A 14101-nucleotide genomic window follows, 5' to 3' on the forward strand; every position below is an offset into this window, starting at 1 on the left:
GGTCGCCCGCGCGGGGCGGGCACCGGCTGGTCAGATGTCAAGGAACCGCACGTCCTTCGCGTTCCGCTGGATGAAGCTGCGGCGCGACTCGACGTCCTCGCCCATGAGGACGGAGAAGATCTCGTCCGCGGCCGCGGCGTCGTCCAGGGTGACCTGGTTGAGCGTGCGGTGCTCGGGGTCCATGGTCGTGTCCCACAGCTCCGAGTAGTCCATCTCGCCCAGACCCTTGTAGCGCTGGATCCCGTTCTCCTTGGGGATCCGCTTGCCCGCGGCCTGCCCGGACGCGAGGAACGCGTCGCGCTCCTTGTCCGAGTAGACGTAGTCGTGCGGCGCGTTCGACCACTTGAGCCGGTACAGCGGCGGCTGCGCGAGGTAGACGTGCCCGTTCTCGATGAGGGGGCGCATGTACCGGAAGAGCAGCGTGAGCAGGAGCGTCGCGATGTGCTGGCCGTCGACGTCGGCGTCGGCCATGAGGACGATCTTGTGGTACCGGAGCTTGGTGAGGTCGAAGTCCTCGCCGATGCCCGTGCCGAACGCGGTGATGATCGACTGGACCTCCTGGTTGGACAGGGCCCGGTCGAGGCGCGCGCGCTCGACGTTGAGGATCTTGCCGCGGATCGGGAGGATCGCCTGCGTCCGCGGGTTGCGACCGCGGACGGCGGAGCCACCGGCGGAGTCGCCCTCGACGATGAAGATCTCGCACTCCTCGGCGCGGTTCGACTGGCAGTCGCGCAGCTTGCCGGGCATGCCGCCCGACTCCAGCAGGCCCTTGCGCCGGGTCGCCTCGCGCGCCTTGCGGGCGGCGAGCCGCGCCTGCGACGCCTGGATCGCCTTGCGGATGACGTCGCGCCCCTCGTTCGGGTGCGAGTCGAACCAGTCCGTGAGCTGCTCGTGGACGACGCGCTGGACGAACGTCTTCGCCTCGGTGTTGCCGAGCTTCGTCTTGGTCTGGCCCTCGAACTGCGGCTCGCCGAGCTTGACGGAGACGACGGCGGTCAGGCCTTCGCGGATGTCGTCGCCCGTGAGGTTGTCGTCCTTCTCCTTGAGGATGCCCTTGTCGCGCGCGTACCGGTTGACCAGCGAGGTCATCGCCGCACGGAAGCCCTCCTCGTGCGTGCCGCCCTCCGTCGTGGAGATCGTGTTCGCGTACGTGTGGACGGACTCGGAGTACGAGCTGGTCCACTGCATCGCGATCTCCACGGAGATGCGCTTCTCGGTGTCCTCCGACTCGAAGTCGATGACGTCGGGGTGGACGAGCTCGACCTTCTTGGCCGCGTTGAGGTGCGTGACGTAGTCCACGAGGCCGCCGTCGTACTTGTACGTGACGGTGCGCGCGGGGGTGGTGGGGTCCGACGTCGTGCCGTCCGCCTCCGAGACGCCGTCCGCGTCGGCCGGCCCGTCGCCGCCCGTGACCTCGTCGCCCGTGTCGAGGTGGGCCGGGCGCTCGTCCGTCAGGGTGATGCACAGCCCCTTGTTGAGGAACGCCATCTGCTGGAAGCGCGCCCTCAGCGTCTCGAAGTCGTACTCGGTGGTCTCGAAGATCCCGGGGTCGGCCCAGAAGGTCTGCGTCGTCCCCGTCTCGTCCGACGGCTCGAGCCGCTCGACGGGCGTCACCGGGTTGCCGCCCTCCGTGAACTCCTGGCGCCACGAGTACCCGTCGCGGCGGACCTCGGAGACCATGCGCGTCGACAGCGCGTTGACGACGGACATGCCGACGCCGTGCAGACCCCCGGAGACGGCGTACCCGCCGCCACCGAACTTGCCGCCCGCGTGGAGGATCGTCATGACGACCTCGAGCGTCGGCTTGCCCTCGGTGGGGTGGATCGCGACGGGGATGCCGCGGCCGTTGTCGACGACGCGGACGCCGCCGTCGGCCAGGAGCGTCACGTCGATCGTGTCCGCGTGCCCGGCGAGGGCCTCGTCCACAGAGTTATCCACAATCTCGTACACAAGGTGGTGGAGGCCCCGCTCGCCGGTCGAGCCGATGTACATGCCCGGACGCTTGCGGACCGCCTCGAGGCCCTCGAGGACGGTGATGTTGCTCGCGTCGTAGCCGCCGCCCGCCGAGGGTGCCGCCTCCGCGGACGCCGTCGGGTCGGAGATGGCGGTGTCGGTGTGGTCTGCCACGGGCAGGACTGCTCCTCGTCGTCGTGCACGCAGCGCCCGCGTTCGTGCGGAAGCGGTCGCCGCTGCTCAAGGGTTCCGGGCCCGTACCACGGTCGACGTCGGCTCCTCCGCCACGGCGGACGACCGGCCGTGGACGGCTGGCCGCACCTCCTCGGAAGGGCTGCGCGCGCGGGTGGTGAACAGACCCGGAATGACGTCCCCAGTCTACCCGCCACGAGCCGAATTCCGCGGATTGTGGCGCTCCTGGGGACGGCTGACCGGGCATTCCCGACGCGATCCGCACGTCGCCGCCGAGACTCGTCCACACAGTTGTCCACAGCCTTTGTCCACCGGTGGGGGAGATGCCTCCGTACGAGCTCCCGAGGCCTGGAGCGGGCTCGGCGGACCGCGTCCTCGGCACGGGCGTGGGAACCCTCCCTTTCCCACAAGTCGGGAATCGGCATTTGGCCCGGAAAGTGGTCTAATACCACACACCATCATGATTCGCGCGTCGTCCGCGCAGGAGTGATCCGCGTGCGGGCGGCCTCACCCCGAAGGGACCCTCACCTCGTGAAGAGACTCCTCGCGAGCGCTGCGGCGACAGCGCTCGCACTCGGTGGCCTGCTCGTGGCCACCGCGGCCCCCGCCTCCGCCCACACGCCCGACGTCCGCGCCACGTGCACCGAGCTCTCGGTGAACCTCAGCCAGTACTCCGCCCGGGGCAAGAAGGACAACACCGTCACCGTCACCCTCGACGGCCGGCAGGTCGACAGCCAGACGTTCCCTGGCTCCTTCGCGGGGACGTACGCCGTGCCCGACCCCACGCGGGCGACCTCGTGGGAGGTCAGCATCAAGGCGTGGGACGACCCCCAGGGCAGGAACGGCTGGACGAAGGTCCTCACCGGCAGGACGACCGCGTGCCCGGGCCAGGGCCAGGAGGTCCAGGTCGGGATCTACCTCTACCCGAAGCTCGACGCCTCCAAGGACGCCGCCTGGGAGAACTCCGGGCCGCAGGACCTGCTCACGACCAAGACGCTCACGCTCTCCCCGGAGGAGCAGAAGTCGGGCGAGCACTGGTTCACGGAGCTGCCCGAGGGCACGCTCGACGGGAAGGACCTGTGCGAAGGCTGGGGGATCCAGCAGGACCTCGTCCGCGGTGGCCCTGACGACTACACGATGCCCGAGGAGATCACGTACCCCGACGGCTCCTCGATGGACGGCCACCTCGTCGACTGGACGCACCAGGAGCTGGACGAGTTCGGCGTCACGCTCCCGTCAGCCGCGGACTGCGACATCGCGCCTGTGGACGACGAGGTCGAGCCGACCGCCGTCGCCCCGGTCCCGCCCGCGACGATCGAGTCCTGCGAGGCGGACGCCGTCCCGGTGAAGCCCACGGACAGCCCCGAGGTCACCTACCTGGTCCGGACCGACGGCGTGCTCGCGACGCCGGCGAAGGGCTTCGTGTTCGGTGCCGACCTGGCCGGGTACCAGCTGCTCGACGACGGCAGCGCGCTCTTCCCGATCGCGGCCCTGCAGCCCGCCGCCGAGGACTGTGCCCTGGTCGCGGGCGAGATCACGGCCGTGTGCGAGGGAGACGTCCCCTACCTGGGCTACGCCGTCTCGCTCCCCGCGGGCATCGAGGTCGACGACGAGAACCCCCTGACGATCACGTTCCTCAACCCCGGCGACGGCGAGAACTGGACCGTCACGGACCAGCCGCTCTCGGGCCGCGTCCTGTGGCCCGGCGCCTCGGCGCAGGAGCCGCGGCAGTGGCCGGGCTGGCTCCTCACGGAGGACGGCTCGTACGTCGAGACCGAGGGCAACTACGCGTGGACCCGTGACGGCGTCGAGGTGCTGTTCGAGGTGAACCCGTCCTACTCGACGGTCGTCTCCTACCCGCCGGCGACGAGCGAGTGCGCCAACCCGCCCGCGGGCACGGTCGGCGTCGTCGACGCGGCCGCACCGCCGTCGGGCCCCGCGCTCGCCACGACCGGCGCGACCGTCGCCGGCGCCGCGGCGTTCGCCGCCCTGCTCGTCGGCGGCGGTGTCCTGGTGTTCTGGCTGCGCCGCCGCGTGCAGTCCTGACCCTGACGTGGTGACCTGACCGGTCACCACTCGCGAGGCCCGCCGTGCCCCGGTCACGGCGGGCCTCGTCGTGTCCGAGCGCCCCGAGCCCCGGCGCGGCCCGCAGGACGGCGCGAGGACGCGCCGTCGGGCACTCAGCCCCAGGTGTCGCGCGGACCGGGCCCGCGGACGGACTTCTTCCCCCGCCGGAAGCTCGGGCCCGCGGGCCCGAGGACCGTGACCGTCTCCACGACGCCCTCGCCGACCTCGTGCGCGAGCCGCTCGAGGAGCTGCGGTGCGAGCAGGCGCACCTGCGTCGCCCACGCCGTCGAGTCCGCCCGGACGACGAGCACCTTGTCCTCGAACGTCTCCGGCTCGCAGTGGTCCGCCACCTGGTCCCCGACCACCTCGCGCCACCGCCCGACGACGCCCCCCACCGACACGTCGGCGACCCAGTCGCGCTCGCGCAGCAGGCGCGCGACGACGTCGCCCAGGAGCTGCGGGTCGCGGCCACCTGGTCGGGCGCCCGACGTCGGCGGGTCGGCGAGGATCCGGCGCCGCGGCTCCTGGCCCGGCCGCAGGCCCTTCGCCCGCGCCGCCGCCTTCGCCCGGTTGAGCGCCTGCCGCGCCACCTCCGCCGGCGGCGTGAGCTCCACGACGTCCCCCACGGGCAGCCTCGTGGCACGAGGCTCCGCGCCGTCCCGGTCCTCCACGGCGTCCGACGGCTCGGCGCCCGGCGCCGCGTCACGGTTCGACACGGCTCACCGTCCCGTCCTGCACGACGAACCGCGCCCCGTCCAGGAGGGCGGGGACGTCGTCCGGCACGGCCGCGGTGATGATGACCTGCCCCGCGTCCGCGACGAGCTCGGCCAGCCGCTCGCGTCGCCGGACGTCGAGCTCGGCGAACACGTCGTCGAGCACGAGGACGGGCTCGCCGTCGGGACCCCACTGGTCCGCCCACAGGAGGGAGTCCAGCCCCGCCGGCGCCCCGTCCCGGAGGAGCCGGTACGACGCGAGGCGCAGCGCGAGGGCGAACGACCACGACTCGCCGTGGCTCGCGTAGCCCTTGGCCTGGAGCCCGCCGAGGGTGAGGACGACGTCGTCCCGGTGGGGCCCGACGAGGTTCACCCCGCGCTCGATCTCCTTCGCCCGCACCGCCCGCATGGCATCCAGCATGCGCGCCTCGAGCGTCGACGCGTCGGGGAGGCCCGACGTCGGGCCGTCGCCGTCCCGGTCCGGCTCGCCCCGGGCGGGCGTGGTGCCGACGGTCCCGTCCGGGTCGAGCGCCTCCTCGACCGAGGAGCGGTAGGCGATCTGCGCCTCGCCCTGCCCCGCGCTGACCTGCTCGTACGCCTCCGCGACGTACGGCGTCAGGGCCGCCACGAGCTGGAGGCGCAGCGCCGTGATCTCGGCGCCGAGGCTCGCGAGCCGCGCGTCCCAGACCTCGAGCGTCGCGAGGGGAGACGGTGCGCCCTCGGGCGCGTCGTCGTCGAGCGGTGGCTCCGCGGCCGCGGGACGGCGTGCCCCGCGGCCGCGACCCCGGAGCGCGGTCGCGGACTTGAGGAGCGCCCCGCGCTGACGCAGCACGCGCTCGTAGTCCGCGAGGAGGGCGGCGACCCGGGGGACGAGGAGCACGGCGAGCTGGTCGAGGAACCGGCGACGACCGTCGGGGTCGCCCTTGACGAGCGCGAGGTCCTCCGGCGCGAAGAGGACGGTCCGCACGATGCCGAGGACGTCGCGCGGCCGCTTCGCGGGGGACCGGTTGATGCGCGCCCGGTTCGCGCGGCCGGAGGCGATCTCCAGCTCGACGGTGCTCGCCCGGTCGCCCCGGACGACCCGCGTCCGCACGACGGCGCGCGGGGCGCCGGCGCGGACGAGCGCCGCGTCCCCGGCGACCCGGTGGCTCGCGAGCGTCGCCACGTACCCGATCGCCTCGACGAGGTTCGTCTTGCCCTGGCCGTTCTGCCCGACGAGGGCGTTCACGCCCGGGGCGAGCTCGACGTCGACGGACTCGTAGGAGCGGAAGTCGACGAGGGACAGGTGGGAGACGTACATCGCGAGGACGTGCCGGGGGACGGCCGACCGGTCAGGCCGGGTCGGCGGCCTTCACGGCGTGCCCGCCGAACTGCTGGCGCAGCGCCGCGACGGCCTTGAGCGCCGGGGACTGCTCCTGGCGCGAGGCGAAGCGCGCGAACAGCGCCGCCGAGATGACGGGCAGCGGCACGGCGTTGTCGATCGCCTCGTCGACCGTCCAGCGGCCCTCGCCCGAGTCGTCGACCCAGTCGTCGATCGCCGCGAGCTGCGGGTCCTCCTCGAGCGCCTTCACGAAGAGGTCGAGGAGCCAGGACCGCACGACCGTGCCGCGCGTCCACGCCTTCATCGTGCCGTGCACGTCCTTGACGAGCTCGCCCTTCGCGGCGAGGAGCTCGTAGCCCTCCGCGTACGCCTGCATGAGGCCGTACTCGATGCCGTTGTGGACCATCTTCGCGAAGTGCCCGGCGCCGACCTCGCCCGCGTGGACGAAGCCCTCCTCGCGCGGTCCCTCCGGGCGCAGGGCGTCGAAGACCGGCATGGCGACCTCGACGTGCGTGCGGTCGCCGCCCACCATGAGTCCGTAGCCGTTCTCGAGGCCCCAGACCCCGCCGGAGACGCCGACGTCCAGGTAGCCCACGCCCTTCTCGCTCAGCTCCGCGGCGCGCGCCTGGTCCTCGGCGTAGTACGAGTTGCCGCCCTCGATGACGAAGTCGCCCGCGCCGAGCAGGCCACCCAGCTCGGTCACCACGCTCCGGGTCGGCTCGCCCGCCGGGACCATGACCCACACGACGCGCGGACCGTCGTCAGGCAGGGCCGCGACGAGGTCGGCGAGAGTCGCGACGTCCGAGACCTCGGGCCGCGGGTCGTAGCCCACCACCTCGATGCCGGCGGCGCGGATGCGCGCCCGCATGTTGTTGCCCATCTTGCCGAGGCCGACGAGTCCGATGCGCGTGACCATGCGAGTCCTCCGGGGTGCGGTGATGCGGTCGGGGCGGTGGTGCGAGAGGGGTCCTCGCGGGTCAGCCCGCGAAGCGGATCGGCACGAGCAGGTAGCGGTAGTGCGACGAGTCCTCGCCGTCCAGCGAGTCCTGCCCGGTGAACTCCACGGGCTTGTTCGGGTGCGTGAAGCTCAGGCGCACGAAGTCCGTGCCGAGGGCCCCGAGGCCGTCGAGGAGGAACTGCGGGTTGAAGGCCACCGAGATGTCCTCGCCCACGAGCACCGCCTCCAGCGCCTCCGACGCCTGGGCGTCGTCCCCCTGGCCCGCGTCGAGCACGACCTGCCCGTCCGTGAACGACAGCCGGATCGGCGTGTTCCGCTCGGCGACGAGCGACACGCGCTTGGCCGCGTCGATGAGCGGGGCCGTCGGGACGACCGCGTGGATCGGGGTCTCGTCGGGGAACAGCCGGCGGACGGCCGGGTAGTCCCCGTCGACGAGCTGCGACGTGGTGTGGCGGCCGCCGGCCTCGAAGCCGATGAGGTCCACCCCGGTGCCGGTGTTCAGGCCGACGTTCACGAGGCCCGAGCTGCCGAGGGACTTGGCCACGTCGTTGAGCGTGCGGGCGCGGACGAGGGCGACCGCCGAGTAGCTGGGGGTGACGGGGGTCCACGTGAGCTCGCGGAGCGCCAGACGGTAGCGGTCCGTAGCGAGGAGCGTGATCTTCTCACCCTCGATCTCCACCCGCACGCCGGTGAGGAGCGGGAGCGTGTCGTCGCGGCTCGCCGCCACCGTGACCTGCGCGACGGCGTTCGTCAGCTCGTCGCCGGAGACCGTGCCGGAGAGCTCGGGCATGGCGGGCAGGGCCGGGTACTCGTCCACAGGCATGGTGAGGAGCGTGAAGCGGCTCGCGCCGCACGTCACCGTCACCTTGTTGCCCTCGAGGACGACGTCGACCGGCTTCGCCGGGAGCGCGCGGGAGATCTCGGCGAGCAGCCGGCCGGACACGAGCACCGTGCCGGGCTCGCTCACCTCGGCGGGGATCTCCGAGCGGGCGGAGACCTCGTAGTCGAAGCTCGACAGGCCGATCGTCCCGGACGCGTCCGCCTCGAGCCGCACGCCCGCGAGCACCGGGGCAGGTGGGCGGGTCGGCAGGGTCCGCGCCGTCCAGGTCACCGCGTCGGCCAGGACATCACGCTCAACCCGGAACTTCATCCCACACCCTCTCGTCCCAACGTCCTGATCGGACTCGATCTTCACATGTGCCGTCCGGCCGCGCCTCGGCGCCCGGACCGTCGTCGGGCCGAGCGCGTCCTGGCCGCTCGCGGGAGGCCCGTGGGCGGTGGACGCGGGGAGCTCGGGTCGCAGGTCCGCGCACACGTGTCGTGCATGAACCCTACGCGAGGAGCCGGTCCGGAGGAACTGGAACGACGCTCCTGGGGACGGTCCTGTGCATCGATCGCGTCACGGCGTCGGCTCGTGCGACCGGTGCTTCCCGTCTCCTCGTCGATGGCTGTCGTTCGGTGGGTACGGCATCGTGGTCGGGACGGTGGTCGGGATGGTGGCTGGGCGGGGGTGCGGGTCGGCCGCCGGAGCCTGATGAAGGCGTGTGGAATTCCCCCTAGATCACACCTTCGTCGTCGTCATAGGGGTTGTGGAATGCGTGGAAAACGGGTGTCTCTGCAGGTCAGACGGGAAAAATGCGTGTGGACGAACCGGTGGTCCCGCTGTGGGAAAGTCGCACGGCCTGTGGGCGACCGATCTGTCCCCACACGCCGTCCACCGATCGGTGCCCCGTCGTCCACACCGTAGGGCCCGTCGTCCACAGTTATCCACAGAAGCGTGCACAGCGGGGGCCTCCGAGTGCCGTCCACAGACTGTGTACGACGCACCGTTTCCACAGTCGGACCGGGGAAAACGCTCGATACTGCGCCGATCGTGGAGCGTCGTAGGTCCCTGTGGTCGATCGAGGATCCCAAGATCACGCCGATGTCACAACTCACAGATGGCCTGTGGATGACTGTGGACAACTCGGCCCACACGTTGTGTACGAAGGTGTGAACAGGGGATCGTGCGCGTCGCGATGGCGTTCGAGAGGGCAGTATCCACAGGATGATGCACCCCGGTGGGCATCTCTGTGGATCTGTGTGGATCGTCGGGGGCGACGGCGAGCTGGCGCCCCCGAGCGGTGCGACCACGTCCCGCGACGGTGGGGGTGCGTGGTCCGGCACGTCGTCGCGTCTCAGCCCCGGTGCTGCTGCTTGATCCTGCTCGTCAGCTCGGTGACCTGGTTGTAGGTGGACCGTCGCTCGGCCATCTGCTCGGTGATCTTGCGGTTCGCGTGCATGACCGTCGTGTGGTCGCGCCCGCCGAACTGCTGGCCGATCTTGGGCAGCGACAGGTCGGTCAGCTCGCGGCACAGGTACATGGCGATCTGGCGCGCGGTGACCAGGACGCGCGAGCGCGAGCTCCCGCAGAGGTCGTCGATCGTCAGGCCGAAGTATGCGGCCGTCTGCGCGATGATCGCGGCGGGGGTGATCTCGGCGCTGTCCTCGTCGGTGATGAGGTCCTTGAGGACGATCTCCGCGAGCGGGAGGTCCACCTGCTGGCGGTTCAGGTTCGCGAAGGCGGTCACCCGGATCAGCGCGCCCTCGAGCTCGCGGATGTTCGTCGAGATGCGAGACCCGATGTAGGAGAGCACGTCGTCCGGGGCTGCGAGGCGCTCGCTCGACGCCTTCTTCCGGAGGATCGCGATTCGCGTCTCGAGGTCCGGCGGCTGGACGTCGGTGATGAGCCCCCACTCGAACCGGGAACGGAGCCGGTCCTCGAACCCGTTGAGCTGCTTCGGCGGGAGGTCGGACGTGATGACGACCTGCTTGTTGGCGTTGTGGAGGGCGTTGAACGTGTGGAAGAACTCCTCCATCGTCTGTTCCTTGCCCTGGAGGAACTGGATGTCGTCGATGAGAAGGACGTCGACGTCCCGGTAGCGGCGCTGGAACGCGCCGGCCTTGCCCTCGCCGATGGAGTTGATGAAGTCGTTGGTGAACTCCTCGGAGTTCACGTAGCGCACACGGACGTTGGGGTACAGGTTGTGCGCGTAGTGGCCGATCGCGTGCAGCAGGTGCGTCTTGCCGAGGCCCGAGTCCCCGTAGATGAACAGCGGGTTGTAGGCCTTGGCGGGTGCCTCGGCCACAGCCACGGCAGCGGCGTGCGCGAACCGGTTCGACGACCCGATGACGAACGTCTCGAAGACGTACTTGGGGTTGAGCCTGCTCGGCTCGGCCTGCGGCCGGGGCGGAGGAGGGGGCGGCAGGTCGGGCAGGCCGTCGTCCGGCTCGATGTACGGCCGCTCGACGGCGGGACGGGATGCGGGCGCGACGACCGGGTCCGAGCTGAGCTCCGGGTCGACCGTGATGCCGAAGCGGACGTCACGCCCGAGGCAGGAGGACATCGCCGTCACGAGCTCGTCGCGCACGCGCGTCTCGAGATAGGTGCGGGTCTGCTCGTGCGGCACCGCGATGAAGACCGTGTCGTCGAGGATCGCGAGCGGCTTGGCGAGGCGGATGAAGGCGATCTGCCGCGGCGTGATGTCCGGGCTCGCCTCGAGGATGCTCAGGGTCTGCACCCAGACGTCGGCGATGTTCTCGTCCGGGTTGGCCACGGGCAGTTCCTCACAGGTCGAGGGCGTGCGCCGGCGCGTGGAGCCGACCGTCGAGCGCGCGCTGACGGGCCGGGCAGGGTGCGCCGACGAAGGAAGGTCACGGGTGTGGTGATGCTGAGGTCGATCGTGCCATGGGAACCCCTCGTCCACATAGTTGTCCACAGGCTGTGGGTTGTAGGGTGGGGATGCTCTCAGGCCCCGCGGGGTGCCGTGGGGAGCGCGACGACGCGGCACCCGCGCCGCGGCGTATCTCACGTCTCCTGGTTTGACCCGGGGGGGTCGCGCAGCGTAACGTCAGACAGCCGTTCCAGGTGTTCTTGGCGCGCCCGCGTGGAGGAGACTCGACACGAGGCCTCGCGTCGTGAGCTGCCTGCAAGGATCCGGTGCCCCCAGCAATGGCCCACTCGATCTGCGTGCCTGGACGGCGTGCGTGCGGGCGACCGCACGATGCACCACCTGAACCACCGACAGGCTCCAACCGGGACCTGTCACTGCATCGTCGAGGACATAGACGGTGTACCTCCCCGACGTTCTTGGAGTACCTCGTGAGCAAGCGGACCTTCCAGCCGAACAACCGGCGCCGGGCGAAGACCCACGGCTTCCGGCTGCGCATGCGGACCCGTGCCGGCCGCGCCATCCTGGCTGCCCGCCGTCGCAAGGGCCGCACCGAGCTCTCTGCCTGATACCACGTGCTCCCCGCGGCGCACCGACTGCGCCGTTCCGTCGATTTCGAGCGGGCGGTGCGCCGCGGCGTGCGTGCGGGTAGGTCGACCGTGGTCGTGCACCTCTCGGAGGATCTCGAGGGGGACGCGCATCCACAGGTCGGCTTCGTCGTCTCCAAGGCAGTGGGGAACGCGGTGCACCGCAACCTCGTGAAGCGTCGCCTGCGTGCCGCGACCGCGGCGCGCCTCGACGCGCTGCCCGCGCACGGCCGCGCCGTCGTCCGAGCGCTTCCCGCCTCGGCGGTGGCGTCCTTCGACGCCCTGAGCGCCGACCTCGACAGCGGGCTCGAGCGCGCTGTCCGGCGTCTCCACGAACGCTCGGGCGTGGATCGATGACGACCACGCACCCGGTCGACGCTCCCGGCGCGGAGTCCCCCGAGGACACCGGCGGAGCTCCCGGCATCGTGCGTCGCGTCGTCGCCGTGCTGCGTCGTGTCCCGGCGCTCACCCTCATCGGCATGATCCGGGCCTACCAGTCGGTGATCTCCCCGATGACGGGTCCCACGTGCAAGTACTACCCGTCCTGCTCCCAGTACGCCCTCACGGCGGTGCGTCGTCACGGCGCCCTGCGCGGAACGGGCCTCGCCCTCTGGCGGCTGCTGCGCTGCAACCCCTGGAGCCTCGGTGGGGTCGACGACGTTCCGCCGGCACGACACACGCACTAGACCGCAGCCCGACCACGGGCGATTCACAAGCTTTGTCCGAAGTTGAGGGAGCAGTCACGGATGGACTTCTTCGCGATCCTTTACCCCATCGAGTGGGTAGTCGCCTGGATCATGTACTTGTGCCACCAGGGCCTGACGTACCTGGGGTTCTCCGACGGTCCCGGTCCGGCATGGGTGCTGTCGATCGTCGGCCTGGTCATCATCATCCGCATCCTGCTGATCCCGCTGTTCTTCAAGCAGATCAAGGCCTCGCGGGGCATGCAGATGCTGCAGCCCGAGATGCAGGCGATCCAGAAGAAGTACAAGGGGAAGACGGACCCGGCGTCTCGCGAGGCCATGAGCCGCGAGACCATGGACCTGTACCGCAAGCACGGGACGAACCCGTTCGCGTCGTGCATGCCGATCCTGCTGCAGTCGCCGATCTTCTTCGCGCTCTTCCGCGTGCTGAACGGGCTGGTGCCGATCTCGAACGGCACGGATGACCCGATCGGTCCGATCAACTCCGCGGTCGCGAGCGACATCGAGAGCTCGTCGGTGTTCGGGGCCCAGCTCTCCGACGTCTTCCTGCGGACCGACGACCTGCAGACCAAGATCGTCATCGCCGTTCTCATCGTCGCCATGTGCGCCACGACGTTCTTCACGCAGCGCCAGCTCACGATGAAGAACATGCCGAAGGCCGCTCTCGAGGGTCCGATGGCGTCGACGCAGAAGATGATGCTCTACGTCTTCCCGTTCATCTTCGCGGTCTCGGGCGTCAACTTCCCGGTCGGCGTGCTCGTCTACTGGACGACGACGAACCTCTGGTCGATGGGGCAGCAGTTCTACACGATCCGGCGCATGCCCGCGCCGGGCTCCGAGGCCGAGCGCCTTCTCAAGGAGCGTCAGGCCCGCAAGCGTGCGGCGAAGGGCATCGTCGAGGATGCGACGCCCGTGATCGAGCAGCCGCGTGGCCAGCGTCAGCAGCCGAAGCGCAAGGACCGCCAGAAGGGCGCCGCCCCGGTGCGCCCTGCAGGGACGTCGTCTGACACGGGCTCTGCGAACTCACCGGTGGAGGACGCGCCCGTGGCTGAGGACGGCCCTGTGACGGACCACGGTGCGAAGGGGTCGTCGTCTCCCACGACGTCGAAGCCCGCGCCCAAGAAGAAGAAGCAGAAGTAGACCCGCGCCCGAGCGCGCCCGCCGTGAGGAGCACCGTCATGACGCCTACCGAGACCCCCGCGCCCGAAGAGGCCGCCACCGACGAGTCGACGCGCGAGACCACCAGCCTGGAGGAGGAGGGTGAGATCGCGGCGGACTACCTCGAGGAGCTGCTCGACATCGCCGACCTCGACGGCGACATCGACATCGACGTCGAGCACGACCGCGCGGCGGTCGAGATCGTCGCCGACGACCCTGCGGCGCTGCGTTCGCTCGTGGGCGACGGTGGGGACGTCCTCGACGCGCTCCAGGAGCTGACTCGCCTGGCCGTCCAGGCCCGCACCGGGGAGCGGAGTCGACTGATGCTCGACGTCGCGGGGTTCCGCGCCGACCGTCGGCGTGAGCTGACCGCACAGGCCGAGGAGGCCATCTCGCGTGTCCAGTCGGGTGGGGCGAAGGTCTCGTTGGAACCGCTCAACGCGTTCGAGCGCAAGGTGATCCACGACGCGGTGGCCGCCGCCGGCCTGCGCAGCGACTCCGAGGGGGTCGAGCCCCAGCGCTACGTGGTGATCTATCCCGCGGACTGACACAGTCTCCCGTTTGACGACCGTCGCCCCCCGTTTCACGTGAAACGGGGGGCGACCGTCGTTAGGGGGACAGCACGCTGACGGTGTCCATCCAGGAGGGCTGTCACGAACGGGGCGCGGGTCCGTCGGTGATGCTCGCTCGTGTGCGCGTCGGGCGGTGCTGACCAGGTGAGTCTCTTCGGTCGCCGCA

Annotated in this window: 12 protein-coding genes; 6 read left to right on the forward strand and 6 right to left on the reverse strand. The window is 70.8% G+C overall.

Translation table 11 applies throughout. The annotated features are described in order from the left end of the window. Nucleotides 1–30: 30 nt before the first annotated feature. Complete coding sequence (gene gyrB / locus ACFC2L_RS05180) at nt 31–2103, reverse strand: DNA topoisomerase (ATP-hydrolyzing) subunit B (RefSeq protein WP_375823487.1); 2073 nt, start codon at nt 2101–2103, stop codon at nt 31–33. A 573-nt stretch (nt 2104–2676) separates the two neighbouring features. Here gyrB and ACFC2L_RS05185 point away from each other — a divergent pair. After that, nucleotides 2677–4191, forward strand: a complete 1515-nt coding sequence (locus ACFC2L_RS05185; RefSeq protein WP_375823234.1) for a hypothetical protein — start codon at nt 2677–2679, stop codon at nt 4189–4191. Between the two features lie 134 nt (nt 4192–4325). Here ACFC2L_RS05185 and ACFC2L_RS05190 read toward each other — a convergent pair whose 3' ends face one another. From ACFC2L_RS05190 to dnaA, 5 genes are all read right to left on the reverse strand, one after another. Next, nucleotides 4326–4826 carry a DUF721 domain-containing protein gene (locus ACFC2L_RS05190; RefSeq protein WP_375823488.1) on the reverse strand — a complete coding sequence of 167 codons (501 nt, stop codon included), beginning with the start codon at nt 4824–4826 and terminating at the stop codon, nt 4326–4328. Between the two features lie 88 nt (nt 4827–4914). Then, a complete protein-coding gene (recF, locus tag ACFC2L_RS05195; RefSeq protein ID WP_375823235.1) occupies nt 4915–6225 on the reverse strand; it encodes a DNA replication/repair protein RecF in 1311 nt (436 codons plus the stop codon). 31 nt (nt 6226–6256) lie between these two features. Beyond that, nucleotides 6257–7162 (reverse strand): phosphogluconate dehydrogenase (NAD(+)-dependent, decarboxylating), encoded by a 906-nt coding sequence (gnd, locus tag ACFC2L_RS05200; RefSeq protein ID WP_375823236.1) that lies wholly within the window; start codon nt 7160–7162, stop codon nt 6257–6259. Nucleotides 7163–7223: 61 nt separating this feature from the next. After that, nucleotides 7224–8354 (reverse strand): DNA polymerase III subunit beta, encoded by a 1131-nt coding sequence (dnaN, locus tag ACFC2L_RS05205; protein WP_375823237.1) that lies wholly within the window; start codon nt 8352–8354, stop codon nt 7224–7226. 1027 nt (nt 8355–9381) lie between these two features. Continuing rightward, on the reverse strand, nt 9382–10800 hold the full coding sequence (dnaA, locus tag ACFC2L_RS05210; RefSeq protein ID WP_253051590.1) for a chromosomal replication initiator protein DnaA: 1419 nt from the start codon (nt 10798–10800) through the stop codon (nt 9382–9384). A 545-nt stretch (nt 10801–11345) separates the two neighbouring features. Here dnaA and rpmH point away from each other — a divergent pair. Genes rpmH through ACFC2L_RS05235 form a run of 5 tightly spaced genes read left to right on the forward strand, consistent with a single transcriptional unit; the run spans nt 11346 to nt 13911 of the window. Then, complete coding sequence (gene rpmH / locus ACFC2L_RS05215; protein ID WP_034225701.1) at nt 11346–11483, forward strand: 50S ribosomal protein L34; 138 nt, start codon at nt 11346–11348, stop codon at nt 11481–11483. A 6-nt stretch (nt 11484–11489) separates the two neighbouring features. Beyond that, nucleotides 11490–11858 (forward strand): ribonuclease P protein component, encoded by a 369-nt coding sequence (rnpA, locus tag ACFC2L_RS05220; protein WP_375823238.1) that lies wholly within the window; start codon nt 11490–11492, stop codon nt 11856–11858. Then, nucleotides 11855–12187, forward strand: coding sequence for a membrane protein insertion efficiency factor YidD (yidD, locus tag ACFC2L_RS05225; RefSeq protein ID WP_375823239.1), 333 nt, complete (start codon nt 11855–11857; stop codon nt 12185–12187). The genes rnpA and yidD overlap by 4 nt, the downstream gene beginning before the upstream one ends. A gap of 60 nt (nt 12188–12247) precedes the next feature. Next, on the forward strand, nt 12248–13345 hold the full coding sequence (gene yidC / locus ACFC2L_RS05230; RefSeq protein ID WP_375823240.1) for a membrane protein insertase YidC: 1098 nt from the start codon (nt 12248–12250) through the stop codon (nt 13343–13345). A 38-nt stretch (nt 13346–13383) separates the two neighbouring features. Beyond that, nucleotides 13384–13911, forward strand: coding sequence for a protein jag (locus ACFC2L_RS05235; RefSeq protein WP_375823241.1), 528 nt, complete (start codon nt 13384–13386; stop codon nt 13909–13911). The last annotated feature ends 190 nt before the right edge of the window (nt 13912–14101 follow it).

Source organism: Cellulosimicrobium sp. NPDC055967, assembly GCF_042269845.1.
In the GTDB taxonomy this organism is placed as follows: Bacteria; Actinomycetota; Actinomycetes; order Actinomycetales; family Cellulomonadaceae; genus Cellulosimicrobium.